General features: G+C 62.5%; 31 protein-coding genes. 20 read left to right on the forward strand and 11 right to left on the reverse strand.

The genetic code is table 11. The features are described 5' to 3' along the window. Positions 1-24: 24 nt before the first annotated feature. Entirely contained in the window at positions 25-939 is a 915-nt protein-coding gene (locus J7359_RS15350) for a LysR family transcriptional regulator (RefSeq protein ID WP_216034251.1), read from the reverse strand. 184 nt (positions 940-1,123) lie between these two features. On the opposite strand from J7359_RS15350, the gene J7359_RS15355 reads away from it, so the two are divergent. Genes J7359_RS15355 through eno form a run of 4 tightly spaced genes read left to right on the forward strand, consistent with a single transcriptional unit; the run spans position 1,124 to position 6,189 of the window. After that, positions 1,124-2,197: a tartrate dehydrogenase gene (locus tag J7359_RS15355; RefSeq protein WP_209057919.1), complete on the forward strand. Its 1,074-nt coding sequence runs from the start codon at positions 1,124-1,126 to the stop codon at positions 2,195-2,197. A 7-nt stretch (positions 2,198-2,204) separates the two neighbouring features. After that, on the forward strand, positions 2,205-3,461 hold the full coding sequence (locus J7359_RS15360; protein WP_209057922.1) for a glycerate kinase: 1,257 nt from the start codon (positions 2,205-2,207) through the stop codon (positions 3,459-3,461). A gap of 20 nt (positions 3,462-3,481) precedes the next feature. Further along, positions 3,482-4,891: a pyruvate kinase gene (gene pyk / locus J7359_RS15365; RefSeq protein WP_209057924.1), complete on the forward strand. Its 1,410-nt coding sequence runs from the start codon at positions 3,482-3,484 to the stop codon at positions 4,889-4,891. A 23-nt stretch (positions 4,892-4,914) separates the two neighbouring features. Further along, a complete protein-coding gene (gene eno, locus J7359_RS15370; RefSeq protein WP_209057926.1) occupies positions 4,915-6,189 on the forward strand; it encodes a phosphopyruvate hydratase in 1,275 nt (424 codons plus the stop codon). A 374-nt stretch (positions 6,190-6,563) separates the two neighbouring features. On the opposite strand, the gene J7359_RS15375 is transcribed toward eno, so the two are convergent. Continuing rightward, the gene (locus J7359_RS15375) at positions 6,564-6,854 is read right to left on the reverse strand and encodes a type II toxin-antitoxin system RelE/ParE family toxin (protein WP_209057928.1); all 291 of its coding nucleotides are present in this window, start codon (positions 6,852-6,854) and stop codon (positions 6,564-6,566) included. Then, a complete protein-coding gene (locus tag J7359_RS15380; protein WP_209057930.1) occupies positions 6,851-7,096 on the reverse strand; it encodes a type II toxin-antitoxin system ParD family antitoxin in 246 nt (81 codons plus the stop codon). Before J7359_RS15380 ends, J7359_RS15375 begins: the two co-directional genes overlap by 4 nt. Before the next feature lie 425 nt (positions 7,097-7,521). Between J7359_RS15380 and J7359_RS15385 the strand changes: the two genes are divergently transcribed. Beyond that, positions 7,522-8,121, forward strand: coding sequence for a recombinase family protein (locus J7359_RS15385; protein ID WP_209057990.1), 600 nt, complete (start codon positions 7,522-7,524; stop codon positions 8,119-8,121). Between the two features lie 102 nt (positions 8,122-8,223). Here J7359_RS15385 and J7359_RS15390 read toward each other — a convergent pair whose 3' ends face one another. After that, positions 8,224-8,637: a helix-turn-helix domain-containing protein gene (locus J7359_RS15390; RefSeq protein ID WP_153218054.1), complete on the reverse strand. Its 414-nt coding sequence runs from the start codon at positions 8,635-8,637 to the stop codon at positions 8,224-8,226. A gap of 76 nt (positions 8,638-8,713) precedes the next feature. On the opposite strand from J7359_RS15390, the gene J7359_RS15395 reads away from it, so the two are divergent. The 9 genes from J7359_RS15395 to J7359_RS15430 all read left to right on the forward strand — a co-directional run bounded on the left by J7359_RS15395 (position 8,714) and on the right by J7359_RS15430 (position 14,348). Beyond that, the gene (locus tag J7359_RS15395) at positions 8,714-9,121 is read left to right on the forward strand and encodes a mercuric transporter MerT family protein (protein WP_247740454.1); all 408 of its coding nucleotides are present in this window, start codon (positions 8,714-8,716) and stop codon (positions 9,119-9,121) included. A gap of 15 nt (positions 9,122-9,136) precedes the next feature. Then, complete coding sequence (locus tag J7359_RS15400) at positions 9,137-9,439, forward strand: hypothetical protein (RefSeq protein WP_040545980.1); 303 nt, start codon at positions 9,137-9,139, stop codon at positions 9,437-9,439. A gap of 30 nt (positions 9,440-9,469) precedes the next feature. Continuing rightward, on the forward strand, positions 9,470-9,721 hold the full coding sequence (locus J7359_RS15405) for a hypothetical protein (RefSeq protein WP_072629817.1): 252 nt from the start codon (positions 9,470-9,472) through the stop codon (positions 9,719-9,721). Next, complete coding sequence (merF, locus tag J7359_RS15410; protein WP_007803570.1) at positions 9,718-10,104, forward strand: mercury resistance system transport protein MerF; 387 nt, start codon at positions 9,718-9,720, stop codon at positions 10,102-10,104. Before J7359_RS15405 ends, merF begins: the two co-directional genes overlap by 4 nt. Further along, positions 10,104-10,238: a hypothetical protein gene (locus tag J7359_RS20180; protein ID WP_280637521.1), complete on the forward strand. Its 135-nt coding sequence runs from the start codon at positions 10,104-10,106 to the stop codon at positions 10,236-10,238. Before merF ends, J7359_RS20180 begins: the two co-directional genes overlap by 1 nt. Position 10,239: 1 nt before the next feature. Next, positions 10,240-11,670, forward strand: coding sequence for a mercury(II) reductase (merA, locus tag J7359_RS15415; protein WP_057796628.1), 1,431 nt, complete (start codon positions 10,240-10,242; stop codon positions 11,668-11,670). A 22-nt stretch (positions 11,671-11,692) separates the two neighbouring features. After that, positions 11,693-13,045, forward strand: coding sequence for an NAD(P)/FAD-dependent oxidoreductase (locus J7359_RS15420; protein WP_017467591.1), 1,353 nt, complete (start codon positions 11,693-11,695; stop codon positions 13,043-13,045). Between the two features lie 56 nt (positions 13,046-13,101). Then, entirely contained in the window at positions 13,102-13,428 is a 327-nt protein-coding gene (locus J7359_RS15425) for a YnfA family protein (RefSeq protein ID WP_040546036.1), read from the forward strand. 260 nt (positions 13,429-13,688) lie between these two features. Further along, on the forward strand, positions 13,689-14,348 hold the full coding sequence (locus J7359_RS15430; protein ID WP_082379096.1) for a cation transporter: 660 nt from the start codon (positions 13,689-13,691) through the stop codon (positions 14,346-14,348). On the opposite strand, the gene J7359_RS15435 is transcribed toward J7359_RS15430, so the two are convergent. From J7359_RS15435 to J7359_RS15445, 3 genes are read right to left on the reverse strand one after another with little or no spacing between them, the layout of a single operon-like run. Further along, entirely contained in the window at positions 14,332-15,579 is a 1,248-nt protein-coding gene (locus J7359_RS15435) for a cytochrome P450 (protein ID WP_047998166.1), read from the reverse strand. The genes J7359_RS15430 and J7359_RS15435 overlap by 17 nt on opposite strands. Before the next feature lie 3 nt (positions 15,580-15,582). Continuing rightward, a complete protein-coding gene (lspA, locus tag J7359_RS15440; RefSeq protein ID WP_009807499.1) occupies positions 15,583-16,083 on the reverse strand; it encodes a signal peptidase II in 501 nt (166 codons plus the stop codon). Then, entirely contained in the window at positions 16,080-16,934 is an 855-nt protein-coding gene (locus J7359_RS15445) for a cation transporter (RefSeq protein WP_209057932.1), read from the reverse strand. The genes lspA and J7359_RS15445 overlap by 4 nt, the downstream gene beginning before the upstream one ends. Before the next feature lie 56 nt (positions 16,935-16,990). Here J7359_RS15445 and J7359_RS15450 point away from each other — a divergent pair, with 56 nt between their 5' ends. The 5 genes from J7359_RS15450 (at position 16,991) to J7359_RS15470 (ending at position 20,811) form a co-directional block, all read left to right on the forward strand. After that, a complete protein-coding gene (locus J7359_RS15450) occupies positions 16,991-17,335 on the forward strand; it encodes a metalloregulator ArsR/SmtB family transcription factor (RefSeq protein ID WP_035746440.1) in 345 nt (114 codons plus the stop codon). Continuing rightward, positions 17,332-17,520 carry a multicopper oxidase domain-containing protein gene (locus J7359_RS20015; protein ID WP_209057934.1) on the forward strand — a complete coding sequence of 63 codons (189 nt, stop codon included), beginning with the start codon at positions 17,332-17,334 and terminating at the stop codon, positions 17,518-17,520. The genes J7359_RS15450 and J7359_RS20015 overlap by 4 nt, the downstream gene beginning before the upstream one ends. Before the next feature lie 384 nt (positions 17,521-17,904). Continuing rightward, positions 17,905-18,480, forward strand: a complete 576-nt coding sequence (locus J7359_RS15460) for a recombinase family protein (protein ID WP_209057936.1) — start codon at positions 17,905-17,907, stop codon at positions 18,478-18,480. 237 nt (positions 18,481-18,717) lie between these two features. Then, a complete protein-coding gene (locus J7359_RS15465) occupies positions 18,718-19,605 on the forward strand; it encodes a site-specific integrase (protein WP_209057938.1) in 888 nt (295 codons plus the stop codon). Between the two features lie 12 nt (positions 19,606-19,617). After that, positions 19,618-20,811, forward strand: coding sequence for an IS91 family transposase (locus tag J7359_RS15470; protein ID WP_209057940.1), 1,194 nt, complete (start codon positions 19,618-19,620; stop codon positions 20,809-20,811). A gap of 420 nt (positions 20,812-21,231) precedes the next feature. Here the strand turns inward: J7359_RS15470 and J7359_RS15475 are convergent, their stop codons facing one another. Then, a complete protein-coding gene (locus tag J7359_RS15475) occupies positions 21,232-21,636 on the reverse strand; it encodes a type II toxin-antitoxin system VapC family toxin (protein ID WP_209057941.1) in 405 nt (134 codons plus the stop codon). A 42-nt stretch (positions 21,637-21,678) separates the two neighbouring features. On the opposite strand from J7359_RS15475, the gene J7359_RS15480 reads away from it, so the two are divergent. Further along, positions 21,679-21,906, forward strand: a complete 228-nt coding sequence (locus tag J7359_RS15480) for a helix-turn-helix domain-containing protein (protein WP_247740451.1) — start codon at positions 21,679-21,681, stop codon at positions 21,904-21,906. 356 nt (positions 21,907-22,262) lie between these two features. Here J7359_RS15480 and J7359_RS15485 read toward each other — a convergent pair whose 3' ends face one another. From J7359_RS15485 to J7359_RS15495, 3 genes are read right to left on the reverse strand one after another with little or no spacing between them, the layout of a single operon-like run. Next, positions 22,263-22,805: an SCO family protein gene (locus tag J7359_RS15485; RefSeq protein WP_209057992.1), complete on the reverse strand. Its 543-nt coding sequence runs from the start codon at positions 22,803-22,805 to the stop codon at positions 22,263-22,265. Between the two features lie 38 nt (positions 22,806-22,843). Beyond that, a complete protein-coding gene (locus tag J7359_RS15490) occupies positions 22,844-23,317 on the reverse strand; it encodes a copper chaperone PCu(A)C (protein ID WP_209057945.1) in 474 nt (157 codons plus the stop codon). A 4-nt stretch (positions 23,318-23,321) separates the two neighbouring features. Continuing rightward, positions 23,322-23,915 (reverse strand): SCO family protein, encoded by a 594-nt coding sequence (locus J7359_RS15495; protein WP_209057947.1) that lies wholly within the window; start codon positions 23,913-23,915, stop codon positions 23,322-23,324. Positions 23,916-23,958 lie beyond the last annotated feature (43 nt).

The raw sequence follows: 23,958 nt of genomic DNA on the forward strand, positions 1-23,958 counted from the left end.
TGGTTTTGTGATGGAGCTGATCTGTCAGGCGCTGTCCTCAATGACCTGCAGATTTTCGTCAAGAACTGCCAGTAGCGCGTCGCGCTGATCGTCGCGGGTGCCACGTGCCCAAGCGGCGGCCAGGATCAGCTTCCCGCGTGTAGTGCCCTCGGGAAGCACCAGCGGAACGAACATGACGCCTGCCACAGCGATCCGCGATGCCCATCGTGGCACGATCGCCAGTCCCGTTCCCGTCGCCACGAGATTGACGATCGTGTGCTTTTCCTCGGCGATCTGCGCAATTCGTGCGGTGAGACCGGCATCGGTAAATAGCTTGATGGTCAAGTCATGCGAATGCGGGCGAGAGCGGCGATCGGGAACGATCAACGGCGCGTCGGCAAGATCATTGACCGTCAGTTCGGAATAACCGGCCAGTGCATGGCCCACGGGCAGGGCGACCATGGCTGTTTCGAAGAACAGGGTCTGGAAATGGATCTTTGGATCGCGGATATCTGGTGGGCGGCAGAAGGCGATATCGAGGCTGCCGCTGAGGATTCGCGGCAGCAGGTGGATGGTCTTCTGCTCGACCAGTTGGATTTCGATGTCAGGCCGCCGTGCCCGCAACAGTTGCAACAACTGCGGCATCAATCCGGCTGCCGCGCTGTCTATGGCGCCGACCTTCAGCACGGCCGTCTCACGGCGCCTGACGCTGCGGATGCGCTGCTCAAAACGATCGGCCTGTGCGACCAGGGCGCGGGCGTCGTCCAGTATCGTCATGCCGGCCTCAGTCAGCGCCACATTGCGCGTTGTGCGAAGGAACAGCCGCGTTTCAAAGCGGTCCTCCAGAAGTCTGATCTGTCTGCTGAGCGAAGCGGGCAGCATGTCCATGGCCTGGGCTGCGCGCCCAAAATGCAGTTCCCCGGCCACGGCCAGGAAACACCTGATCTGCTGAATATCCATGATCTCCTCCTCCGCCAGATTATATCCTTCTCATATATAATTCTACGCAAATTGCGGAATCGCAGGCTGAGGCGCAGTTTCGCCCTGTGATCGCCGCAGGGCGTCGCGAGGGAGGAGATGCGTTGGGCCGCCATGGCCCGCCCCGCGACCCAGCCGGCGCCCGGAACCGCATGAGGAGAGACCCATGAAAAGCTACAAGATCGCCGCCATTCCCGCCGATGGCATCGGCCCTGAAGTCATCGCCGCCGGCCTTCAGGCGTTGGACTCGCTGTCCCGCCGCGACGGAGGCTTTACCTTCGACGTGACCGAGTTCGACTGGAGCTCGGAGCGCTACAAGAAGACCGGCGCCCTGATGCCCGAGGATGGACCAGAGCAGCTGAAAGCCTTCGACGCGATCTTTTTCGGCGCCGTGGGCGCGCCGGATGTGCCCGATCATGTCACGCTTTGGGGGCTGCGCCTGCCGATCTGCCAGGGCTTCGACCAATATGCAAATGTGCGCCCGACGCGCATCCTTCCGGGCATCCAGTCGCCGTTGGCCGGCGTGGGACCGGGCGATCTGGACTGGGTGATCGTGCGCGAGAACTCGGAAGGAGAATATTCCGGCCATGGCGGCCGGGCCCATAAGGGCCTGCCCGAAGAGGTCGGCACCGAAGTCGCGATCTTCACCCGCGTCGGTGTAACCCGGATCATGCGCTATGCCTTCAAGCTGGCCCAATCACGTCCCCGCAAGTTCCTTACGGTGGTGACGAAATCCAACGCGCAGCGGCATGGCATGGTGATGTGGGACGAGATCGCCGCCGAGGTTTCGCAGGAATTCCCAGATGTGACCTGGGACAAGATGCTGGTCGATGCAATGACCGTGCGGATGGTCAAGAACCCGCAAAGCCTCGACACCATCGTCGCTACGAACCTGCATGCCGACATCCTGTCGGATCTTGCCGGCGCGCTCGCGGGCAGTCTGGGCGTGGCGCCGACCGCCAATATCGACCCGGAACGTCGCTATCCGTCCATGTTCGAACCGATCCACGGCTCGGCCTTCGACATCACCGGAAAAGGCATCGCCAACCCGGTCGCAACCTTCTGGACCGCCGCGCAGATGCTGGAGCATCTGGGCGAAAAAGACGCCGCGGACCGGCTCATGCGCGCCGTCGAAAAGGTCTGCGAGGATGGCGTGATGACCCCTGATGTCGGCGGAAACGCCACCACGCAACAGGTGACGGACGCCGTGTGCGGCGCCATCCGCGGCGAGAATATCTGAGGGCGCCATGAGGGAGGAGGACGCGCAAGATCTGTTGCGACGGATGCTGAATGCGGCGATTGCGGCGGCTGATCCCGCCACCGTCCTCGCCCGGCATCTGCCCGAAAAGCCTGCTGGCCGCTGCATCGTCGTGGGCGCCGGGAAATCCGCCGCCGCGATGGCCCTGGCCGTTGAACGGGCTTGGCCAGATGTCGATCTGTCGGGCGTGGTCGTGACCCGTTACGGTCATGCCGTGCAGACCGACCGGATCCGGGTGCTGGAGGCCTCGCACCCGGTTCCCGACGAGGCCGGGCACAAGGCGGCGGCCGAAATCCTGCGGACGGTCCGGCAGGCCGGCCCGGATGACCTGGTTCTGGCCCTGATCTCGGGCGGCGGCTCGGCGCTGATGACCCTGCCGGCGCCGCCGCTGACACTGGGCGACAAGATGACCGTCAACCGGCTGTTGCTGGCATCCGGGCTGACCATCGAGGACATGAACCGCGTGCGCCGACGCCTGTCGCTGATCAAGGGCGGCAGGCTGGCACAGGCGGCAGCACCGGCGCGGCTGGTGACGCTGGCCATATCGGACGTGCCGGGCGACGATCCGGCGGCGATTGCCTCGGGTCCGACGGTGCCCGATCCGACCGCGGAGGACGACCTGTCGCATCTTGTGGCGAGACTGGGGCCAAACCTGCCGGCGCCCGCGCGTGAGATCCTGCTGAAATCACCGTCCGCTCAGCCGGATTTCACCCCCGACTACCGCTTGATCGCCACGCCGCAGATATCGTTGGAAGCTGCGGCAGATATCGCCCGCGCTGCCGGACTCACGACGCTGCTTCTGGGCGACGCGCTGGAGGGCGAGGCGTCCCAACTGGGCATTGCAATGGCGGGTATGGCACGTTCGGCCGCTTGTCACGGCATGCCCGCCAGACCACCGGCGGTCTTGCTTTCGGGCGGTGAAACAACGGTCACGATCGGCGATGTTGTCCCCGGTCGCGGTGGTCGAAACACCGAATTCCTGCTGGCTCTGGCTCTGGCGCTGGACGGCCATCCTGGCATTCATGCGCTGGCCGCCGATACGGATGGGATCGACGGGACCGAAGATGTCGCCGGTGCCATCATCGGTCCGCGGACACTGTCTCTGGCTGAAGCCGCCGGTCTGGCCCCTCGCGACTATCTGGAGGGCCATGACAGCTACAGCCTGTTTGACCGGATCGGCGCGCTGATCCGCACCGGACCGACACTGACGAATGTGAACGATTTCAGGGCGATCATGGTGCTCTGATCCATGGAAAGGACAGAATGATGATCCGCGACAGACGCGCCAAGATCGTGGCAACCGTCGGCCCCGCCAGTGCCTCGCCCACCATGCTGCGCCGGCTTTTCGATAACGGCGTCGATACCTTTCGCCTGAACTTCAGTCACGGCGATCATGACACCCACGCCGGGGTCATCTCGGCGATACGCGACATCGAAACTGAGGTCCGCGTCCCGATCGGCATCCTGCAGGACCTTCAGGGCCCGAAAATCCGGCTTGGCAGGATTGGCGGCGGGCAGCGTGATTTGGAACGCGGTCAGATCGTCACCTTTGCGCAAGGTGAGACTGCTGAGGGCGCCGAGTTGCCCCTGCCGCACCCCGAGATATTCGCGGCACTCGAACCCGGTGATCGACTGTTCATTGACGACGGACGGGTGCGGCTGGAGGTGCGCAACGTCGCGCCCGATCGAATTGAGGCCGAGGTCATCGAGGGAGGCAAGGTAAGTGACCGCAAGGGCGTCAACCTGCCCGATACGGTTCTGGACCTGCCGGTCCTGACCGAAAAAGATCGCCGCGATCTGGACTTCGGATTGCTGCATGGCGTTGATTGGGTCGCGCTGTCCTTCGTGCAGAACGCCAGCGACCTCGATGAGATAACGCGAATCATTGATGGCCGCGCCGGGCTGGTAGCGAAGATCGAAAAGCCGTCGGCTTTGGATGACATCGTGGAAATCGTCCGCAAATCGGACGCGATCATGATCGCACGCGGCGACCTGGGCGTCGAAATCCCGCCCGAGCAGGTGCCCGCACGGCAGAAAGAGTTGATCGCACTCTGCCGTCGCGCAAGCCGCCCGGTCATTGTGGCGACGCAGATGCTGGAATCGATGACCTTGTCGCCCGCGCCGACGCGGGCAGAAGCCTCGGACGTCGCCACCGCGATCTATGACGGTGCCGATGCCGTTATGCTGTCCGCCGAAAGCGCCGCCGGCGCCTATCCGGTCGAATCCGTCGCGGTGATGAACCGCATCATCCACAGCACCGAAGCTCACTCGCATTACGCCCGCGCGATCTCCGCATCGCGCGAACCGGCAGAATCGCCGGCCGACGCCATCGCAGATATCGGTGCTGCGCTGGCCTCATCGCTTGGCGCCCGTGCGGTCGTTGCCTATTCCTCCAGTGGCAGCACCGCCTGCCGGGTCTCGGCCCGCCGCCCGTTCCTGCCGCTGATCGTATTGACCCGCGATCCCCATGTCGGACGCCGGATGGCGCTGCTGTGGGGTGCCCTGGCACTGACCGAGGATTCCGTTCATGACTATGACGACATGGTCGAAACGGCGCTGCATGAATGTCGGTCACTGCTTTCGGCCAGCGCGGGCGACTGTCTGGTCGTTCTGTCCGGGGTGCCATTCGGTCAATCAGGCAGCACCAACAATATCCGCGTCGCGACATTCGCATGAGCCGATCTTTCGAAAGGGACCCCATGACCGCCATCATCGATATTTTCGCACGCGAGATCCTGGACAGCCGCGGCAATCCGACCGTCGAGGTCGACGTCACGCTGGAAGACGGCACGATGGGTCGTGCGGCGGTGCCTTCGGGTGCTTCGACCGGCGCCCATGAAGCGGTCGAGAAACGCGACGGCGACAAGGCCCGTTACATGGGCAAGGGCGTGCTGGAGGCCGTGGCCGCCGTCAATGGCGAGCTGGCCGAGAACCTGATCGGCGAGGATTCGACCGAACAGCGCGCCATCGACGCGATGATGTGCGAACTGGACGGCACACCCAACAAGGGCCGGCTTGGCGCCAACGCGATCCTCGGCGTGTCGTTGGCCGTCGCCAAGGCCGCGGCCGAAGCCACCGGCCAGCCGCTGTATCGCTATGTCGGCGGCACCTCGGCGCGCATCCTGCCGGTGCCCATGATGAACATCATCAATGGCGGCGAGCATGCCGACAACCCGATCGACATCCAGGAATTCATGATAATGCCGGTCAGCGCGGAGAACATCCGCGAAGCCGTCCGCATGGGGTCCGAGGTGTTCCACACGCTGAAGAAGGAATTGTCGGCGGCGGGGCTGTCGACCGGCATCGGCGACGAGGGCGGCTTTGCGCCCAACCTGTCGTCCACCCGCGATGCGCTGGATTTCATCCTGAAGGCGGTCGAGAAGGCCGGCTACACCCCCGGCGACGACATCATGCTGGCGTTGGACTGCGCCTCCACGGAATACTTCAAGGGCGGCAAATACGAGATGAAGGGAGAGGGCAAATCGTTCAGCCCGGCCGAGAATGTCGACTATCTCGCCGCGCTCTGCGACGCCTATCCGATCCTGTCGATCGAGGATGGCTGCTCGGAGGACGACTGGGAGGGCTGGAAGCTGCTGACCGACAAGCTGGGCGGTCGCGTGCAACTGGTCGGGGACGATCTGTTTGTCACCAACCCGACGCGCCTTGCCGATGGCATCGCGAAGGGCTGCGGCAACAGCCTGCTGGTCAAGGTCAACCAAATCGGCACGCTGTCCGAAACGTTGGACGCAGTGCGCATGGCCGACCGTGCGGGCTATACCTCGGTGATGAGCCACCGTTCCGGCGAGACCGAGGACGCGACCATCGCCGATCTGGCCGTGGCGACCAATTGCGGCCAGATCAAGACCGGCTCGCTGGCGCGCTCTGACCGGCTGGCCAAATACAACCAGTTGATCCGCATCGAGGAAATGCTGGGCGAAACGGCCGAATTTGCCGGCCGCAGCATCCTGCGCTAAGGCCAAACAAGTATCTGGCTTGCCAGATGGGGTTGCCCCGGCGAAGCCCTCGGTCGGGGTGCAGATGCCGGGGGGGGGCAGACGAGACCGGCCGCTTTCGCGACGCGGATTAGCGCTGCCGGTCACAGCCGATGATCCGCAGCGGCTGAGCTATGTGTCGGCGGAGCTGCGGTGCTCATCCATCTTGAACTGTGTCCCATTTGGGTACACCCGCAGGTTACTACCGGTTGTGACAGCCAAAAATGTCACAAATAGGTGCCGCGGCGGTCATTGCGACAGTTTTGGGAACGCTGCCATCCTAATGTTACAGATCGGCCAATTTGCCGTCTGATTTCTGGCGGATTGCTGCATTCCATTCTTGCCAAGATGAACAGCTAGAGATGCCGCTCAACGTCTTGGCGCTGGTGCAGAATGCGGATCACGTCGATCGTGTCCGCGCCCTCCCGGACATAGGCCATATGCGAGCCAGCCCGCGCCTTGCGTATCCCTGGCCGCAGGTCAACCGGCCGGCTGACCGTGTCACCTGCGGCCAGGGACAGGCAGATCCCGTGCAGCGCGTCGAGATAGCGATCGGCCTGATCCATGTCCCAGTTCCGCGCGGTGTAATCCCAGATTTCAGCCAAATCGGCGCGGGCGGCTGGTGTGAAACGCAGGAGCTTCGTCATCCTGCGTGGGCGGCCCGCATTTCAGCCTTGAAGGCAGCAATGTCGAGCGGCTCGGGTGGCCCGGAAGTGTCACCTTCGTCGAGGGCGGTCTGGAGGGCACGGACGCGTGCTTCATGTTCTTCCAGAAGCCGCAGTCCGGCGCGGACCACGTCGCTGGCGGAACCATAGCGGCCCGCTTCAACCTGGGCGCTGATGAAGCCGGTGAAATGTTCTCCGAGAGAGACAGAGGTGTTGCGAGGCATGGGCTCACCTGAATTTGACGATTTGTACCAATATATAATACACGACCAGCCGGATTGCCAAGATCCTTTGGGTTCGCAACGTGAGCACATCCTCAAAAGCGCATAAGCCCCGCGATGTTCAGCCCTGCATCCCGCCATGTGCCGCAGCGATCTGCGCGGAAATCCGGGTCAGGTCCGTGATCCGTCGCGGAGTCGGCTCAAACCGGATGGCCACGGACCAGGCGTCCCGCAACGTCCGCGCCTTTCTGTCCGCAAGGGGATCGGTGACCGGACGCCGGATTATCAACGAACTGCTCCCAGTGCTTGCAACGGAAAACGATTCTCATTTGACTGGTCCGGTTATAGTATCATTGGAGGGGCCCTTTGCGTTACATACGATCACGGCCAAAATGAAGCTCGGCCAATTCTGGCCCAAGGATGCATCCATGACTAAAACTCGTGTCGGCTATGCCCGTTGTTCAACCGACAAACAGGACCTCGCCGCACAACGGACTGCACTCCTTGGTCTCGATGTGGCGGAAGACCGAATTTACACCGATCATGGCCTAACTGGTACGAACCGGCAGCGGCCAGGTCTGGCTCAGGCACTGGCGGCAGTCCGCGAAGGGGACACGCTTGTCGTACCGAAACTGGACCGGCTGGCGCGGTCGGTTCCCGACGCCCGGGCCATCGCAGATGAACTGGAAAAGCGCGGGGTGAAACTGGCATTGGGCGCTTCGGTCCATGACCCGACCGATCCGATGGGCAAGATGTTCTTTAACATCCTCGCCACGTTTGCTGAGTTCGAGGCTGATCTGGTCAGGATGCGCACCAAGGAAGGCATGGCCATTGCCCGTGCCAAGGGACGGCTGAAGGGCAAAAAACCAAAGCTATCGGATCGCCGTCAGACGGAATTGCGCCGCATGTATGACACGGGTGATTACTCGATCAGCGATCTGGCAGAGCTGTTCGACGTCTCCCGGCCGACCGTCTATCGGGTCTTGCAGCGGACACCGAGCGCCGATGCGTCTTCGGCTGCGGTATAGCTGCCGTTCGTTGCGCTGCACATGAACTCACACAACGCGGACTTTTCGGGCTTTCGCTGCGCCGTTCACGAAGGTCCGTTGCCCCCTCTTCTTTAGGGTGGACTAAGCATCGAGTAACGCATCGATCACCGCGCATTCTGGGGCAGCATCGCCGGTGCATCGCGCAACAGTGTCCGACAGGACGCGCTCGATGCGCTGCAGATCGGCAATCTTGGCCTGAACGTCAGTCAGATGATCTTCGGCGATGATCTGCACCTCGGCGCATGTCCGGGATCGGTCATCGACCAGCCCAAGCAGCCCGCGAACCTCTTCGAGAGAAAAGCCTAGATCGCGGGACCGCATGACGAATTTCAGCCGCTTGACGTGGGCATCGTCGTAGCTTCGGTAGCCCTTCGTACTGCGCGGCGGGTCCGGCATGATCCCGATTTTCTCGTAATAGCGAATGGTTTCCAGGTTGCAGCCCGTTGCGCGGGCCAAATCGCCCCGCCGAATTGATCTCACGCTTGTGTTACTCATTGTGCCGAAAAATCCCTTGAGCCTGTATCAACTACAGACCCTAGAACGGTGGAAACATCTGTTCAAGGAAGATTCGATGGAACAACATTTGGCGGAACTTCCGCAATCTCAGTCGCAGAAAATTGGCGACGAAACCACCAAGGGATGGGGCGTGACCGGCCTCGGCGTCCTCGGTGCGCTGGCGATGACTTCTTGCTGCATCCTTCCATTGGTGCTGGTCAGCTTTGGCGTGACAGGCGTGTTCATCGCGCAGCTCTGGGCGCTCTATGCCTACAAATGGTACACCTTCGCGCTGAGCGCCGCGTTTTTGGGATACGGCTTCTACAAGGCTTACAAGCCTGTAGATGCCGAGGCCTGTGCCGATGGCACCTGCGCCCGCCCCATCGACCGCCGCATCATGCGCGCAACCCTCTGGGCCGCTTCCGCGATTGTCGCTGTCGCCATGATCTTTCCCTACATCACCCCCTTCATCCTGAAATTCTGAACGAGGACCATGACCATGAAGCATCTCCTGTTATCCGCCCTGGCCATCGTCGCACTCTCGACCCCGGCCCTCGCTGAAGAGCGCCAGGTCGAGATCGCCGTCAGCGAACTGACATGCCCGTCCTGTTCGTTCATTGTTGCCAGCTCGATGCGCGGTGTTCCGTCGGTCGAGATCGCCGCATTCGAGGACGGCCCCGAATACGGGCAGGGTGTTTACAGCGTGACCTACGATGACGCCGAAACTTCCATCGAAAGCATCATCGGCGCGGTGACGGCCAATGGCTATCCGGCGCAGGTGCTGCCCGACACAGCCTCCTGAGCCGCCTGCAATGCGTGACAATCTCCTGCAATGCGTGACAATCTGATGGGTGGCCTGCTGGCCTTCGGAATAGCAGCTCCGGTCGTGGTCGTCTGCTGCGGCGGCGGAACTGCCGTGCTTGCAGCGTTGTTCGGCGGCGTTGGGGCTTGGCTCTCTGGAATGAGTGGCATTGCCGTGCTGGTTTTGGCGGGTCTGACCTACCTGATCGTCCGCGCACTGCGTCGTTCGCAAATGAAACGCGCCTCCGGCCCCGACCCATCACAAAGAAAGACGGCTCCTTGACTGACACACCTGAAAATTCCGACCGTCTGCTGAAATGGGGGCTTGGCGGTGCGCTCTTCGCCGCGCTCTGCTGCTTTACACCGCTTCTGGTCGTCATCGTCGCTGGCGTCGGATTGTCGGCCCTCACGGGCTGGCTCGATTACGCCCTGTTCCCGCTGCTGTTTTTCAGCCTCGCCGTGGTGGCACAGGCCCTTTGGCTGCGCGCTGGCAAACCGGGACCGGCCCCGAAACTTTGGGCCACCGGCCTCGCGGTGGCCCTGTCGATCCTGATCATTCTTCTCGAATTCAGGTTCGCAATACGGATCACAATCGGCGTTTTCGCCGCCACAGCACTCTACGCGGTTCTCCTGAACCGTGCGCAAAAGAAAGGATCGCTCTTATGATGATGGGATGTTGCACCGCCACCGGCATGGTCTTCGGCCTCCTCGGCATGTTGACACCGCTGATCGCCATCGGCGCGGTCATATATCTGCTCGCCGCCAGACCAAAAGACCCCGAACATGGCGAGGCGCGCTGAGATGAAAGACCTGAACAAAAACGACGATGAACAGGGCGGCTATGACCTGATCGTTCTTGGGGCCGGATCGGCGGGGTTCTCCGCCGCAATTACCGGCGCGGATGCCGGAAAGCGTGTCGCCCTCGTAGGACATGGCACCATCGGCGGAACTTGCGTCAACGTGGGATGCGTGCCCTCCAAGGCGATGATCCGTGCGGCAGAGGCCGTGCACTGTGCGGGGGCTGCCAAGCGGTTCCCCGGCCTGTCGGGACGGGCACAAGTGGATGATTGGCAGACGCTCGTTCAGTCCAAGGACGATCTGGTCACGACCCTGCGCCAGAAGAAATACGCGGACCTTCTGCCGGAATATGAGGATGTCGATTACATCGACGCCGGTCCCGCGCGGCTGATCGAAGGTGGCGTGACAGTCGGTGAGCGAACCCTGAAAGCACCGAGGACCATCATCGCCACGGGCGGGCGTCCCGTTCTGCCGACCATCGACGGCATCGAGGAAATCGGCGCGCTCAACAGCACCAGTCTTCTGGAACTCGAAGTACTGCCGAAAAGCCTGATCTTCATCGGCGCGGGCTACATCGGCGCGGAGCTGGCCCAGATGATGAGCCGCATGGGCGTGAAGGTCACGCTTGTCGCCCGTTCGCATCTGTTGCCCGGCGCGGAACCAGAGGTCTCGGAGGCATTGGCGGCGGCGTTCGAGGCCGAAGGCATCACCCTTCTGACCGGGTTAAGCTACGACACTGTGCGCCGCGACGACGCGGGCGTGACACTGCGCGTGATCCAGAACGGAAAGCCTGTCGAAGTGACGGCGGATCACCTCGTTTCGACCGCTGGCAGGCGGGCCAATACCAAAGATATGGGCCTGGACGCAATCGGCGTGGAAACCGACGCGCGTGGGTCCATCGTCGTCGGCGAGGACATGCAGACATCGGTGCGCGGCATCTATGCCGCAGGCGATGTGACCGACCGCGACCAGTTCGTCTATATGGCGGCCTATGGTGCAAAGCTCGCGGCCAAAAATGCGGTTCTCGGCGAAGACCATCGCTACGACAACGCCGCGATGCCCTGGGTGGTGTTTTCCGACCCGCAGGTCGCGGGCGTCGGTCTCGGTGAAGCCCAGGCGCGGGACGCGGGCCTCGACGTCAAGACGTCCATCGTACCGCTCGATCAGGTGCCGCGCGCACTGGCCGCACGCGACACGCGCGGATTGATCAAGCTGGTGGCGGACAGAAAGTCCGACCGGCTGCTTGGCGGCCAGATCATCGCGCCCGAGGGGTCCGATACGATCCAGACCCTCGTTATGGCGCTGAAGTTTGGCATGACCACAAAGGCGCTCGGGGAGACGATCTTCCCCTATCTGACGACCGTGGAAGGGCTGAAGCTGGCGGCGCAAACCTTCGATATGGACGTGGCAAAGTTGAGCTGCTGCGCCGGATGAAGATCAGGACAAGGACCGGAGAATGAATGAAGACTACGACCTGATCGTCATCGGGGCGGGCATGGCGGGCGTGGCCGCGGCCAACAAATGTGGCGCGGCAGGATGGCGTGTCGCCATTGTCGATGCGCTGCCCTACGGCGGCACCTGCGCATTGCGCGGCTGCGATCCAAAGAAAATCCTGCGGCGCGGTGCGGAAATCATGGACGCGGCACGGCTCATGCAGGGCAAGGGGATCGATCCCGGTGATCTGTCGATCAACTGGGCCGATCTGATGGCACACAAGCGTGGCTTCACCGATCCCGTGCCGGACAAGATGGAAAAGGGCCTGTCGGGCAACGGCGTCGAAACCCTGCATGGAGCCGCGCGGTTCACGGGAAGCAACACGCTGGAGGTCGATGGAACGGCATATCAGTCGGAACGGTTCCTCGTGGCCGCCGGTGCCATGCCCAGGCCGCTGAGCTTCACAGGGGCCGATCTCGTGATCGACAGCACGGATTTCCTCAACCTGGAGGCCCTTCCCAATCGGGTTCTTTTTATCGGTGGCGGCTTCGTGTCCTTCGAGTTTGCGCATATCGCCGCACGGGCCGGAGCCAACCCGATCATCGTGGATCGTGGCGCCCGGCCCTTACGCGGCTTCGATCCCGATCTGGTCGAAATGCTGATCGACCGCAGCGGCGGTATCGGCGTGGACCTGATGCGCGAAACCGAAATCGTGTCGGTCTCGGAAGCCAGTAGAGCATTCACTGTCGAGGTGAAGTCGGGCGATGAAACCCGAACAATCGAAACCGATCTGGTCGTGCATGGCGCGGGCCGTGTGGCAGCCCTGGCCGATCTGAATCTTGAGGCGGCTGGTGTTGATTACAGCGACAAGGGCATCGTTGTAGCCCCGCATCTGCAAAGCACGACAAACAGCGCGGTCTTTGCCGCCGGAGATTCCGCCGACACCGATGGCATGCCGCTGACGCCAGTCGCAGTGATCGAAGGGAAGGTCGCGGCCTCCAACATGCTCAAAGACACTCAGACCGCACCGGATTATGCCGGTATTCCTACAGCCGTCTTCACAGTCCCGGAAGTGGCGCGTGTCGGCATGTTGGAAAGTGAGGCAAGGGACGCCGGGTATGATGTCGATGTTCGGTTCACCGACACTGGCGATTGGTATTCGAACTACCGGATCGGCGAGACCTCTGCTGCCGCGAAGGTCCTCGTGGACAAGTCGAACGGCAAGATCCTCGGCGCGCACCTGTTCGGCCCGGAATACGGCGAACTGATCAATTTCTTCGGGCTGGCAATCAAGCTGGGCCTGGCGGCCAAGCAACTTAAGTCGATGACGGCGGCCTATCCAAGTGTTGGATCGGATTTGGGCTCGCTTCTCTGAATTTGAAAGATTTTTCGCAATAGACCCGATCCTCCTCGGAACGTATGTCTGGCCCGATGAAGACGGTTCTTATCTACTTCGCCGCTGCGCTGGCCGAAATTGCCGGATGCTTTGCTTTCTGGGCCTGGTTCCGGCTGGACAAGAGCGTGTTTTGGTTGGCACCGGGCATGCTGTCCCTTGCCGCTTTCGCCTGGCTACTGGCGCTCAGCCCCGCCGATCAGGCGGGCCGCGCCTATGCAGTCTACGGTGGCGTTTACATCGTATCGTCCCTGCTGTGGCTATGGGGCGTAGAAGGGCATCGCCCGGATCAATGGGATGTAGTTGGAGCGGTCATTTGCCTTGTCGGTGCGGGTATTATTCTCTGGGCACCGCGCAGTATTTGAGAGGCAGCCGCAGACGGGGTGAAGCGCTGAATCGTTCGATTAGATCGCCTTTTGGTTCACGCGTTCCGACAACTCGGCGCTGCTTTCCCTCCGCATCGCGGCTGCGATCAAGCAGGTTTTCTACCGCCCTCGAAAGCAGCGATACATCCTTTACGCAGCATCGGTCAAAGTGGGCTCAAACCGGTCATTCGCCGCACCCCGCGCGAACGGCCGCAGTCAGCTTAGCGTAGGATTCCACACTCTCCCGCAAACGACCCCTTATGAGTAGTCAGAAAGATAACCGGCAGGCCAATCTGACGCGCGGCATCCGCGTCGAGATCGCCAGCCTCGTCTACAACATCATCGAGGTCGTCGTATCCGTCACCGTGGGACTTCTGACCGGCAGCGCGGCACTGGTAAGCTGGGGTCTCGACAGCACGGTCGAAGCCACCTCAGCCGCGACGCTGATCTGGCGCTTGAAGGGGGAGAAGGACGGTGCCGGCAAGCGCACGGTCCTGCACCGCAAGAAGGTCGCGCTCTACGTGGTTGCCTGTGCCTTCTGGATCGTCGTCGCGGCGATCCTCTACGAGGCGGTCTCCGCCTTCATTTCGCAGAAGGCGCCGGGCTTCAACTGGTGGGGTATCGCGATTCTGGGTGCTTCGCTCGTGGTCAACCCGTTCCTCGCCTGGGGCAAGTATCGCTATGGCAAACGGCTCGATGCGCCCGCCCTGAAGTACGATGCCAAGGACACCATGATCTGCCAGTATCAGACAATCGTGGTGTTGGCCGGGATCGGTCTGACGCAATGGATGGGCTGGTGGTGGGCCGACCCGGTCGCGGCGCTTCTGATCGTGCCCTACGTTGCGTGGGAAGCGTTTGAGGCCACCAAGGATGCGCGGTCGGTCGAGCCGGAGGAGGCCGACGCTACTGCCGACGCCTGACGTTGCGCATGATGAACCGGGATTTAGGCATGGGCGGCAGTTCTTCGGTTTCCAGATCCAGATCCTGATCTGGCACTTCGTAGTCGATGGCGTTCACGAAGAAACTGCAAAACGCCTTCATCTGGCTGATCGCGATCCACTCGCCCGGACAACGGTGGTTCCTGTGGTGATCACCACCGCCCTGCGGAATGAAGTCGTAGGGGGTGACCTCCCGATCGTGAAACCGCTCGGGCCGGAACTCTTGCGGCGCGTCCCACGAGCGAGCGTCGGTATTTGTGCCGTAGAGGTCGAGCAGAACCCTGTACCCTTTGGAAAAGCGATATCCGCGCCACTCGAAATCACTCTTCACCCGTGCCGCGACCGCGGGAAAGAACGGATACAGACGGCGGACCTCTTGCACGAAAGGTTCGAGCTGTCCCTCGTCGTCCTTCAGCTTTTGCCGCCACTCGGGATGCCGATGCAGGGCATGCGCCGCCTGGGCGATGAACGCAGAGACGGCGACGATCGGGCGTACTACGTTCAGAAGCTCCACGGCGGCAACCTTGGAGGTCAGCAGCTCCCCATTCAGATCGCGCCACGTCGCGACGACATGGGCGGCGCTTTCCTGTCCTGTCTGAAGGCTTCCGTCGCGCAGCCGTTCAATAATCCCGGCTGTCCAACGCTCTGCGCGATGCCGCGCCAGACGCGCACCCCAGTGCTTCCAGCCGACCGCCCCGGCGTCTTGGAAGAGCGCCGTCATCTGCGCCGTCCGCGTCTCGACCTCCGCTTCGGGAAGCGGCACGCCCGACCAGGCGCAGGCAGCTCTGGTGAGGATTTCGCGCACTTCGTCGTAGAGAACGACCTTCTCCGCCGCTTGCCAGTCCCGTGCGTAGCGGTCCAACAGGTCCCGCGTCGTGTTTTCGAGAGCTTCGATCCGCTCCGACGCCATGAGTGACATAAACATCCGCTTCCGATGACGGTGGGCCTCGCCATCGAGCCCCTGGATGCCCTTTTCGCCGAGCAGGGTTCTCTGGATACGCTTCGGCATCGAGCCTGCGCGCACGAGCCCATCCTCGGAATAGAAGACCTCCGCAGCTGCGGCACCAGTCATGCAGATCGTCTTTTGAAAGAGGATGCGGGTCTCGAACAGGTCGCCCTCAAGATCGCGGCATGTGTCCGGAATGAACTCATATGGGTTGCGCAGCAGGGCAAGCGTGCTGTCGATGCCCTTTGCGGATGGAATGCTGGACATCGATTATTTCCCCGTAACGTTTTCTTCTCGGTGGTTACGTTCGGGCTTGTTCTGCGCCGAGCGGAAGCTGTCCCAGAACAGCAGGGCCGCACCGCAGAAAATCGCCACATCCGCAAGATTGAAGGACGGCCAGTGGTATGTTCCGTAATGGAAATCCAGAAAATCCGGGACGGCCTGATAACGCAGCCGGTCGAGGACATTGCCGAGCGCGCCGCCGATGATCAGACCGAGAGCGGCAGCCGTCAGCCTGTCCGGCGCGCGCCACAACCAGATCAGCAGCCATGCCACGATCACGCCAGCAAGCGCGATGAGACCCCACCAAGGCACGATCCCGCCCAGCATACCGAAGCTGACTCCATCGTTCAGAACCCGCACGAGATTGAGAAAGGGTAGAACCTCGACGCCGCGCTCAAGCGCCGGTGTGTTCAGCGCAAGCGCCTTGGTACCCTGATCGAGGCCGAACGCCGCGATCGCGCAGAGCCCGCCCAGAACGCGGCTGTTCATGCCGCTGCCTTCAGATCGGCCCGCGCATCGCGGATGATTGCCCAAGACGAGTGCAGGAACAGTCCGGCGATGCCGAAGGCGACGATGAGGTCCGGCCAGGCGCTGCCCAGCCACGCCACGAGACCGGCGGCAACGACAACCGCCGCATTGCCGATGGCGTCGTTGCGCGAGAATAGCCAGACGGCCCGCATGTTCGCGTCGCCCTTGCGGAACCGCAGCAGCGGCAGAACGGAGATGACGTTGACGACAAGGGCGATCATGCCAAGCAGGCCCATTAGACCTGCATCCGGCGTCGTCCGTTCGAAGACTCGCACGATGGTCGTGCCGAGGACGCCAAGGCCGAGCAGGCCGAGGAAGATGCCTTGGATCAAGGCCGACCGTGCCCGCCAGGCGAGGCTCCAGCCGATGGCCAGCAGGCCAAGGAAGGTGATCGCGCCGTCGCCGATGAAATCGAGCGCATCGGCCTTCACGGCCTGTGACCCGGCGATGAACCCGCCGATCATTTCAACGACACCGTAACCCACGTTCAGGATCACGACGATCCAGAGCGCGCGTCGGTAGGCCGGGTCCTGATGGGCGGGATTCGGCGGAATGTCTTCATCGCCCTCGATCCGGTCGAAGCCATAGCCTGTCACCGCGACTGCCTTTTCGATGTCCGGCAGGCGCACTTCGGGTGCAGTCAGTGTCATGATGTGCGTCGCGGCCGACACTTTCACATCGCCGGGCGCGACCCCGGCTGCCTGTGCCGCCCGCTCGATCTGCGCGGCATCCTTGGCGCAATCCATACCGGAAACCCGGTAACGGACGGGCGGGACATCTGCCGTCGATCCGGCATTTTCGGTGTTGGCCATGGTCGCGCTATTCCTGCTAGGATGAATCGAAGAACAACATATCAGCGAGGAGTGATATGGCGCAATTGGTCGATGACCGCAAGAGCGCAACCATCGAGCGACGGGCGAAGCTGTTCCGCGGCTTCGCGGACCCGAGCCGCCTGGCCATCCTCGGTGCACTTTGCAACGAGCCATTGGCCGTTCACGAGATCGTCGAGCGGACCGAACTATCGCAACCCAACGTCTCCAACCATCTGAGGTGCCTGCTGGACTGCGGGCTTGTCGCCAGCGACCGCGAAGGGCGCTTCATCCGTTACCGTATCAGCAACCCGCGCATCACGGTCCTTCTGAACGATGTGGACGCACTTCTCGACGTGGTCGCAAAGGGTGTTGAGGCGTGTGACAATTATCGTGAGGCGTGAGTCAGAACGGACGGCCGGTCAACTCGGCGCAGATCGGTTGGAAAGATGTTGTCCGTGTGCAGGGTCCGACCGGAATCCTGCTGAGGTTCGACAAGCTGGCTTCGGAAGAGACACCATTCATGTATCACTGCCACATCCTCGAACACGAGGATGCGGGCATGATGGGGCAGTTTACGGTCACATAACAGGACCCCACCCGCTCGACACCGGGCGTCGTCAAGAGCTTACGTCTTCTTGCGGCGTTCTATCAGGTGCCGGTGTCGCCTTGTTGAAACGCATTACGGAGTATGTCTAGACCCGAACGGAGAACACCTCGCTAAGCTGCGGGTCCGCCGAAGCGGCCGTCCAGTCGCTCGGCAGCATTCGTCAAAAAGGGCTCCTACGAGACCTTCGCCGCGCGCCGCGCGAACGTCCGCCCTACTTTTTTTCCAAATCTCGCCCTGAACACGCCACTTAGTGCTGAAGAAATTGCGCCAGATAGCGATGAAGATCACACCTACAGCGGAATAACTGTTCAATTTGGGTCTGTTTAGATATATTGAACACATTTCGCCAAGGTCATACCCAAAATGAACAAACCGAGCCCTAGAATCGGCTACGCCCGAACATCGACCGTCGATCAGAACCTTGATACCCAAATCGAGGCTCTGACGGCTGCCGGATGTGGGATGGTGCGCCAAGAACAGCGCAGCGGGGCCACGCTGGAAGGCCGCCCAGAGTTAAGGACGATACTCGACTTCATCCATCCAGGCGAAACCCTGGTGGTCACACGGATCGACCGGCTGGCGCGGTCGATGCAGGATCTTCAGACTATCGTTGCCAGGTTGACGGCGAAGGGGGCCCATTTGGCAGCCACCGAACAGCCCGTCGATACGTCAACCGCAGCGGGCAAGGCGTTCTTCGACATGCTTGGTGTCTTTGCTGAGTTCGAGACCAATCTACGACGGGAGCGGCAGGCTGAAGGTATCAAGGCCGCGAAACGAAAAGGGGTGTACCGTGGCCGTCCGCCCAAGATCGACATGGGACAGGTGCAGGCTAAACTTAGTGCAGGCATTTCTCCGACGAAAATTGCTCTCGAGATGGGGATTTCGCGCGGCACTGTCTATAAAGCAAAGGCACAGATGCCGAGAAGCGTAGATGGGTAAAAGCAGTGGGTGCGCCCCTCGCACCGGTCGAGCTGACCCGTGGCGAACGGGCGGCCGGCGCTCAATCCACGCTGCGCCTGCGAGCTGCATCTACAGAAAAGGGCGGGAGGACTAAGCCGCTCGCGCGGCAAAGGCACCCTTGGCCGGCGTTCGTCGCCCATTCCAGCGTTTCTCTATGTGTGAAGCCGTTCCGGGCTGACGATTGGGGTCTTCCCACCCGTCAGACAGGAGGTTTCGATGAAGGAGGAGAAGGCCACCCCGCTGCGTCAGCGGATGATCGAGGACATGCGCATTCGCGGCATGGCCGAGAAGACCCAGGCCGCGCATATCCGTGCCGTCAAGGATTTCGCCATATACCTGAAGCGCTCACAGGACACTGCCACGCCGGAGGAGCTGCGCGCCTACCAGCTCCACATGACGAATGCCGGTATGACCGCGACGACCTTCAACGTGCGGATCGTGTCGCTGCGGTTCTTCTTCGGCATGACCTGCGGGCGGGACGAGATGAAGCGGCACATGCAGTTCCGGCGGGCGCCGCGCAAGCTGCCGGCGGTGCTCAGCGTCGAGGAGGTCGGTGACATTCTGGCGGCGGCACCGGGGCCGGGGCTGAAGTATCGCGCCGCCCTCGGCATCAGCTATGGCGCGGGTTTGCGTGCCGCCGAGGTCTGCCACCTCCGGGTTCAGGACATCGATAGCGATCGGATGATGATCCATGTCGAAGAAGGCAAAGGTGGGCGTGACCGCAAGGCCATGCTGTCGCCCGGCTTGCTGGATCTGCTGCGCGATTACTGGCGCGAGGCGCGGCCCGATGGCTGGCTGTTCCCCGGCCTGCCGAGGGTCAATCCGATCTCGCCGCGCCAGTTGAACCGGGCCTTCGCGTCCGCCAAGCATATGGCGGGCGTGACCCGGTCCGCGACGCTGCATACCCTGCGCCACAGCTTCGCCACGCACCTGCTGGAAGCTGGGACGGATGTGCGGGTGATCCAGGTTCTGCTGGGGCATATGAAGCTGACCACGACTGCCCGCTATACCCATGTCGCCACGAAGACGATCCAGAACACCGTCAGCCCGTTCGAACGGCTCAAGGATCTGCAAGACCTGACCCTCCGACGCGGGCTGGAGTGATCAGCGCCGGGCGTGCCCCGGCCAAAGCTGGAGATTGCTGACATCTTCCGCGCCCATGGCCCTGCATGGCGGCGGGCCAATGCGGGGCATGTCAGCCTGACCCAGCTCAAGGTGATGTCAGCGATAGAGGCCTGCCGGACTGAAGCGCTCGGCGGGCATGTGGCCGGTTGTGCGAGCTGTGGCCACCACCACATCGCCTACAACTCCTGCAAGAACCGGCACTGCCCCAAGTGCCAAGGACCAGCCGCGCGCGACTGGATGGCCGCGCGCGCCGCTGATCTGCTGCCCGTGGAATATTTCCACGTCGTCTTCACCTTGCCGGCCGAGATCGCGCAAGTCGCCTATTGGAACAAGAAGGCGGTCTATGACCTCTTGTTCCGCGCCGCGGCAGAGACGGTGATGACCATCGCCGCCGACCCCAAACGCCTCGGCGCGCGGGTCGGCATGACGGCGGTGCTGCACACCTGGGGATCGGCGCTGACCCACCATCCCCACATCCACATGATTGTTCCGGGCGGCGGCCTGTCATTCGACGGTTCCCGCTGGATCGCTTGCCGGGCAGGGTTCTTCCTGCATGTGCAGGTGCTGTCGCGGCTCTTTCGTCGCCTGTTTATCGAAGGCCTGCTTGACCTCCATCGGTCCGGACATCTGGTCTTCTTCGGCGACCTTACCGGGATGACCGGGATCGGCGCGTTTACCGCCTGGCTGGCACCGTTCCGCAAGTTGGAATGGGTGGTCTACGCCAAACCGCCGTTCGGTGGCCCCGAGGCGGTGCTGGCCTACCTCAGCCGCTACACGCACCGCGTGGCGATCTCGAACAACCGCCTGGTCAGCGCCGATGCCGGGACCGTTGCCTTCCGCTGGAAGGACTACCGCGTCAAGACCGGTGACCGGCAAAAGGTCATGCGGCTCGCCACCGATGAGTTCGTCCGCCGCTTCCTGATCCACGTCCTGCCCGATGGCTTCCATCGCATTCGGCACTATGGACTGTTGGCCAGCACCGCGCGCAAGGTCAACATCGCGAAGGTCCGCAGCCTGCTCGGCGCGGCTCAGCCCGAGGTCACACCGCAGGCGACCGACGCGATCATTCCTCTCACACTTCGCGAGCCATGCCCCTGCTGTGGCGGCCCGATTCGCATTGTCGAGATCTTCCGTCGCGGGCAAAAGCCGCAATCACGGGCACCACCACGGGAGCAGGCCGCATGATGGAACGCCCATCACTCCCCTCGCCCCGACACTGGTCCCTGTTGAGGCGCCGGGTTGCTGGCGCTTGTCGAGGACGGCGTGAACACCTGGAAATGGACGGGTTCCAGTGGGATCTGATCGCCCGCGCATCGGCATTCTGGGCCGAATGCTTCTGGAGGGCATGGCAATCATACCTCCGGTCCGTCCCCATATTCACGGCTGCCACCACCGTCGGCGCTCTTTCCCCATAGACAACGCCTGGCCCACGCGGCTTCGTCCTTCCGAGGTTTGTCAACGTGGACCGCCACCCCTCGGCGGCTGGCGTCACGCCGCGGTCCACGTCGAAAAACCTTCAGGAAAGCCGACTGACGGCGGTGCGGCATCAAGCCCGCCAAAAACCAAGAAAGCGGCCACTCGCGCAACGCGCATCGAAGGGCAGTGCTAAGCTCGCCGGAACAAGCGAAGCCGCCGCGCCAGCTCCGGCGCGGGAAGCCTCACCGTCGGATCGTCACGCCAGAATTCTAGCGCCGCAGCCAAGATGTCGTCGCCGCAGAGCGCCAGCCGCTTGAGTTCATCGATCACCCAGAGCACCCCATGCACACGGCGGCCGTCATCCGCCGCTACGCCGCGCAGCAGTCCGTCGCCGGTCAACAAGATTGCGTCATCATGGCAACGTGTGGTGACGAGGCAGAAGCAGTCATTGGCCGAGAGCTTCGGATAGCTCGTCTTGATGGCGAAGGCTTCGGCAACCCGTTCGGGCGGCAAATCGAAGATCGCGATACCCGCGTCCAGCACCGCCCATTCCTGCGGGGTGAACCGGATCAGTTCGGATTCCCGAACGGGCAAGGGAATGACCAGCCGGTAACCGTCCTTGGGATGGTCGCTGACATGGAGCTGACGTTCATCCGTGATCGCCAGCGAGCCGGCATAGAGGTAGCAAAGCAGAAGGGTGCTTATAAAGGCAGGCAAAAGAAGGTCGAGGACCTGAAAATTAAGAGGCTGGCAGCCGAAGGCGTCACCAAGGCCCAGATCGCTCGCGATCTGGGTGTGTCGCGCATGACCGTTTACCGCGCGCTGGAAGCCTCGGGCACCAAAGCGGACGTAGAAATTGAATAGCCTCGGAGGCAATATGAATAGGCGGATGGCGAGCGGCCACCTAGGGCGATGGGCAGTAGGACAGAGGCGGCCCGCGCTTGAGGCGCGGCCCATGATGGGCTGAGGACGTGCCGGGGGATCGACGCGGGCTGCGCCCGTGCTCACCCCCCCGCCCCGACGATGTTTCCGTTTCCTTTATCCGCCCGCATCCCTGCGTCTGGGCGCACTCCGGTCCTGCGGAGAATGCCGCAACCGCCAGCCCCGAAAGCAGGGGCGCGGCGGCGCGTGATGTCGAACGATCGTGTCATGGTCGTTCTCCAACTGACCAGCTGACAAGATGAACTCATACCCTGCTTTTGCAGTTCGCGTGTCGGTCATCAATCAAGGACCCGGCGAATCTTGGGCACGGCAAATCGGCGATCCTCGTGATAGTCTATGATCCCACCGAAATGTCCGTCGGCGCGAAACAGGAACACCCCTGCGGTGTGGTCCATCGTATAGTCGGCATCCTGGGGCACTTTCTCGAACCGGGCGCGGAAACCCGAGGCGGCGCGCTGGACCTCGGCAAGTGATCCTGTCAGGCCGACGATCCGCGGATCGAAATTCGACAGGTAGTCGGCCAGCACGTCCGGGGTGTCCCGTTCCGGGTCCACGCTGATCATGACCGCGTTCAGCCGATCAGCGTCAGCGCCGAGATCCTCCAGCCAGATGGAGATGTCGCTCAGCGTTGTCGGGCAGACATCGGGGCACCAGGTGAAGCCGAAGAAGACCATGGTCGGCTGACCCAACCAGTCTGTCGGACGCACCTGATTGCCGCGATGGTCTGTCAGGGTGAAGGCCATCTCGCCAAACGGGACTGGCAGGACTCCGGCGCTCGGCTGCGCCTCAGGTCGGCTTCGCCACCAGCCAAGCCCGAGCATGAAGGCCACAGCACCTGTGGTGCCGCCAAGCCCGAGGATTACTGCCCGGCGTGTGAGCACGTCGGCCCCTCAGCGCGCATGGACAGCACCTCGACATTGATCGTGACCTCGCCAGCGTTCTGGAATGTCAGAGACGCCGGAAAGCTGTCGCCCTCTTTCAGAGGGTTCGTCAGGCGCATCAGCATGCCGTGATAGCTGCCCGGGGCCAGCGCGGTGGTCTGGCCTGCCGGAACCGGGACGGACAACGCATGCGGCATCGAGGCGACCCCGTCGGTCACCTGGGTCTGGTGCAGCATCGGCATGCCAGCAGCCGTGGTCGCGATGCCGAGCAGCGCGTCATCTGCAGCCCCGGCATTGGTAATTTCGACATAGAACACCGCCGGCCGGCTGGCGCCGATGGTCGCACGCGACCAGGCGTGATCGATGGTCAGGTCGCCGGCGGTCACGGTCTCGCAAGCGATGGCCGGAACTGCCGTCAGGGCGAGGAAAGCGGAAAGGATGATGGGTTTCATGGGCTCACAATCTCGATTGAAGGTCGGCGAGGATCTCCGACGCCGGCGTGCCATAGGTGAACTGGCGCAGCCAGTCGCCCTCGGGGCCGATCAGGTAAAGTGAGGGACTGTGCGACATCGAATAGCCATCGGGGGCGGCGGCATCGTCCTCTCGCGCGAAGTGGATGCGGAAGCTGTCCGCCGTCGCGCTGGTTTGCGCCGCATCTCCGGCAAGTCCGAGGATCGACGGGTGGAACGCGGCGGTGAATTCATCCAGCCCCAATTTGCGGTCCCGCTCGGGGTCGATCGAGATGAACAGCGGCTGCACCTGATCCGCCCGATCACCCAGATCATCCATCACCTGGGCGACCTCGGCCAGCGTCGTCGGGCACACATCGGGGCAGTTGGTGAAGCCGAAGAACACCAGTACATGCTTGCCCGCGAACTCCGCCGAGCTGCGAAGGCGTCCGTCTGCATCAGGAAGCGTGAAGGTTGGTCGAAATGGCGCCTCGACCTGTGGCGCGGGGACGGGCTTTTCAAAAAGCAGAAGCGCCCCATAGCACAACAGCGCAAGCCCCGCCGCCGCCCAGAGAATCTTTTGCAGCCTTGTCAATTGCATCTGACCTGTAACTCCACTTGCGCGGCGTTCGTAAACCCTCCAG

This window comes from Paracoccus sp. R12_2 (assembly GCF_017744015.1).
In the GTDB taxonomy this organism is placed as follows: domain Bacteria; phylum Pseudomonadota; class Alphaproteobacteria; order Rhodobacterales; family Rhodobacteraceae; genus Paracoccus.

Excerpts from the sequence above, each read along its gene's own strand:
- J7359_RS15355 (WP_209057919.1), top strand. The coding sequence starts at position 1,124 with ATGAAAAGCTACAAGATCGCCGCCATTCCCGCCGATGGCATCGGCCCT.
- J7359_RS15430 (WP_082379096.1), top strand. The coding sequence starts at position 13,689 with ATGAGTAGTCAGAAAGATAACCGGCAGGCCAATCTGACGCGCGGCATC.
- J7359_RS15490 (WP_209057945.1), bottom strand. The coding sequence starts at position 23,317 with ATGAAACCCATCATCCTTTCCGCTTTCCTCGCCCTGACGGCAGTTCCG.
- J7359_RS15395 (WP_247740454.1), top strand. The coding sequence starts at position 8,714 with ATGGAACAACATTTGGCGGAACTTCCGCAATCTCAGTCGCAGAAAATT.
- J7359_RS15405 (WP_072629817.1), top strand. The coding sequence starts at position 9,470 with ATGCGTGACAATCTGATGGGTGGCCTGCTGGCCTTCGGAATAGCAGCT.
- J7359_RS15480 (WP_247740451.1), top strand. The coding sequence starts at position 21,679 with ATGGAGCTGACGTTCATCCGTGATCGCCAGCGAGCCGGCATAGAGGTA.
- J7359_RS15375 (WP_209057928.1), bottom strand. The coding sequence starts at position 6,854 with ATGACGAAGCTCCTGCGTTTCACACCAGCCGCCCGCGCCGATTTGGCT.
- J7359_RS15495 (WP_209057947.1), bottom strand. The coding sequence starts at position 23,915 with ATGCAATTGACAAGGCTGCAAAAGATTCTCTGGGCGGCGGCGGGGCTT.
- J7359_RS15460 (WP_209057936.1), top strand. The coding sequence starts at position 17,905 with ATGAACAAACCGAGCCCTAGAATCGGCTACGCCCGAACATCGACCGTC.
- J7359_RS20180 (WP_280637521.1), top strand. The coding sequence starts at position 10,104 with ATGATGGGATGTTGCACCGCCACCGGCATGGTCTTCGGCCTCCTCGGC.
- eno (WP_209057926.1), top strand. The coding sequence starts at position 4,915 with ATGACCGCCATCATCGATATTTTCGCACGCGAGATCCTGGACAGCCGC.
- J7359_RS15360 (WP_209057922.1), top strand. The coding sequence starts at position 2,205 with ATGAGGGAGGAGGACGCGCAAGATCTGTTGCGACGGATGCTGAATGCG.
- J7359_RS15450 (WP_035746440.1), top strand. The coding sequence starts at position 16,991 with ATGGCGCAATTGGTCGATGACCGCAAGAGCGCAACCATCGAGCGACGG.
- pyk (WP_209057924.1), top strand. The coding sequence starts at position 3,482 with ATGATCCGCGACAGACGCGCCAAGATCGTGGCAACCGTCGGCCCCGCC.
- J7359_RS15390 (WP_153218054.1), bottom strand. The coding sequence starts at position 8,637 with ATGAGTAACACAAGCGTGAGATCAATTCGGCGGGGCGATTTGGCCCGC.
- J7359_RS15485 (WP_209057992.1), bottom strand. The coding sequence starts at position 22,805 with ATGCTCGGGCTTGGCTGGTGGCGAAGCCGACCTGAGGCGCAGCCGAGC.
- J7359_RS15385 (WP_209057990.1), top strand. The coding sequence starts at position 7,522 with ATGACTAAAACTCGTGTCGGCTATGCCCGTTGTTCAACCGACAAACAG.
- J7359_RS15400 (WP_040545980.1), top strand. The coding sequence starts at position 9,137 with ATGAAGCATCTCCTGTTATCCGCCCTGGCCATCGTCGCACTCTCGACC.
- lspA (WP_009807499.1), bottom strand. The coding sequence starts at position 16,083 with ATGAACAGCCGCGTTCTGGGCGGGCTCTGCGCGATCGCGGCGTTCGGC.
- J7359_RS15425 (WP_040546036.1), top strand. The coding sequence starts at position 13,102 with ATGAAGACGGTTCTTATCTACTTCGCCGCTGCGCTGGCCGAAATTGCC.
- J7359_RS15445 (WP_209057932.1), bottom strand. The coding sequence starts at position 16,934 with ATGGCCAACACCGAAAATGCCGGATCGACGGCAGATGTCCCGCCCGTC.
- merA (WP_057796628.1), top strand. The coding sequence starts at position 10,240 with ATGAAAGACCTGAACAAAAACGACGATGAACAGGGCGGCTATGACCTG.
- J7359_RS15350 (WP_216034251.1), bottom strand. The coding sequence starts at position 939 with ATGGATATTCAGCAGATCAGGTGTTTCCTGGCCGTGGCCGGGGAACTG.
- J7359_RS15465 (WP_209057938.1), top strand. The coding sequence starts at position 18,718 with ATGAAGGAGGAGAAGGCCACCCCGCTGCGTCAGCGGATGATCGAGGAC.
- J7359_RS15435 (WP_047998166.1), bottom strand. The coding sequence starts at position 15,579 with ATGTCCAGCATTCCATCCGCAAAGGGCATCGACAGCACGCTTGCCCTG.
- J7359_RS15420 (WP_017467591.1), top strand. The coding sequence starts at position 11,693 with ATGAATGAAGACTACGACCTGATCGTCATCGGGGCGGGCATGGCGGGC.
- J7359_RS15380 (WP_209057930.1), bottom strand. The coding sequence starts at position 7,096 with ATGCCTCGCAACACCTCTGTCTCTCTCGGAGAACATTTCACCGGCTTC.